Origin of the sequence: Streptosporangium nondiastaticum, from assembly GCF_003011965.1 — a bacterium.
In the GTDB taxonomy this organism is placed as follows: domain Bacteria; phylum Actinomycetota; class Actinomycetes; order Streptomycetales; family Streptomycetaceae; genus Streptomyces; species Streptomyces nondiastaticus.
In genome coordinates, this window is record NZ_PXWG01000295.1 from 1 (window position 1) to 1,641 (window position 1,641).

Consider the following 1,641-nt stretch of genomic DNA (forward strand, 5'->3'; position numbering starts at 1 on the left):
GTCGCGCTCGCGTCGGCGGTCGTGGTGGGACGCGTGCTGCGCCGCCGCCGGTAGCGGGCCGGCCCCAGCACTCCCGGCCCGGCCGGTGGGCGGCGGCGCGCAAGTCCGGGGCCGAGGGGCCCGGGGCTCGGTTGCTGGAAGGGGCGGGTGCGGGGGGCGGAATCCGCCCGGCGTGCGCCCCGACGATCCATCAGGTCACCCCATAGGCTCGGTGCGTGACCAACGACGCACGTGACGCACGTACAGACCGCACCGTCCGGCTCAAGGCCGGCGAGGCCGAAGCCACGGTGGATCCGGTGAACGGCTGCCGGCTGACCGGCCTCCGCATCGGCGGGACCGAACTCCTGCGCCAGGGCGACAAGTACGGCTGCTTCCCCATGGTGCCCTGGTGCGGCCGCATCGAGCTCGGGCAGTTCCGCAACGGCGGCGAGCGGCACCAGATGCCCGTCAACCACCCGCCGCACGCCATCCACGGCACCGGCCGGGACACGGCGTGGCGCACGGTCCGGGCGGACGACTCCTCCGCCGCGTTCACCTATGAGCTCGCCGACCCGTGGCCGTACCCCGGCCGTGTCACCCAGCTGGTCGAACTGGCCCCGGACGCCCTCACGCTCACCATGGGCGTGGAGGCGGCGAGCGACTCCTTCCCGGCGCAGGCCGGCTGGCACCCCTGGTTCCTGCGCAACCTCGGAGCCGGCGAGGACGTACGGCTCGACTTCACGCCCGGCTGGCAGGAGGAGCGCGGCGACGACCACATCCCGACCGGCCGCCGCATCGATCCCCTTCCGGGCCCCTGGGACGACTGCTTCGGCATGCCCGACGGCGTCGACGTGACCCTGACCTGGCCCGGCGCCCTGGAGCTGAAGGTGTCCAGCCGCGCCGAGTGGGTCGTGATCTACGACGAGCAGGAGGCGGCCGTCTGCGTCGAGCCGCAGTCCGGCCCGCCCAACGGCCTGAACACCCTGCCCCGCCTCGTCACGCCGATCGACCCGCTGGAGATCTCCACGACGTGGACCTGGCGGACGCTGGCCTAAGCTCATGGGCATGAGCACCCGTGACGCCCTGCTGCAGCAGATCAAGGACAAGGCCGTGGTCCACGGCAAGGTGACCCTCTCCTCCGGCAAGGAGGCCGACTACTACATCGACCTGCGCCGGATCACCCTGGACGCCGAGGCCGCGCCGCTGGTCGGCCAGGTGATGCTGGACGCCACGGCCGACCTGGACTTCGACGCCGTGGGCGGGCTCACCCTGGGCGCCGACCCGGTGGCCGCGTCGATGCTGCACGCCGCCGCCGCGCGCGGCCGCAAGCTGGACGCCTTCGTCGTCCGCAAGGCGCAGAAGACCCACGGCATGCAGCGCCGCATCGAGGGTCCGGACATCAAGGGCCGCCGCGTCCTGGTCGTCGAGGACACCTCGACCACCGGCGGCTCCCCGCTGACCGCCGTCGAGGCGGCGCGCGAGGCGGGCGCGGAGGTCGTCGCGGTCGCGACGATCGTCGACCGCGGCGCCGCTTCCGCGATCGAGGGCGCGGGCCTGCGCTACGTCACGGGCTACTCGCTGGGGGACCTGGGCCTGTCCTGACCTGCTCTTTTCATAAGTGCGTCGCCGCAGGGGGCGTGGTTTCACGTGAAACCACGCCCC

General features: G+C 73.3%; 3 protein-coding genes. 2 read left to right on the plus strand and 1 reads right to left on the minus strand.

Features of this window, described 5'->3' with window-relative positions; genetic code table 11:
- The coding region (locus tag B7P34_RS39155) for a hypothetical protein (RefSeq protein WP_223268607.1) at window positions 1–191 on the minus strand (191 nt) is incomplete at its 3' end.
- Between the two features lie 24 nt (window positions 192–215).
- Between B7P34_RS39155 and B7P34_RS35845 the strand changes: the two genes are divergently transcribed.
- Window positions 216–1,034 carry an aldose epimerase gene (locus tag B7P34_RS35845; RefSeq protein WP_106682275.1) on the plus strand — a complete coding sequence of 273 codons (819 nt, stop codon included), beginning with the start codon at window positions 216–218 and terminating at the stop codon, window positions 1,032–1,034.
- A 10-nt stretch (window positions 1,035–1,044) separates the two neighbouring features.
- Window positions 1,045–1,581 carry an orotate phosphoribosyltransferase gene (pyrE, locus tag B7P34_RS35850; RefSeq protein ID WP_223268608.1) on the plus strand — a complete coding sequence of 179 codons (537 nt, stop codon included), beginning with the start codon at window positions 1,045–1,047 and terminating at the stop codon, window positions 1,579–1,581.
- Window positions 1,582–1,641 lie beyond the last annotated feature (60 nt).

Excerpts from the sequence above, each read along its gene's own strand:
- pyrE (WP_223268608.1), top strand. The coding sequence starts at position 1,045 with ATGAGCACCCGTGACGCCCTGCTGCAGCAGATCAAGGACAAGGCCGTG.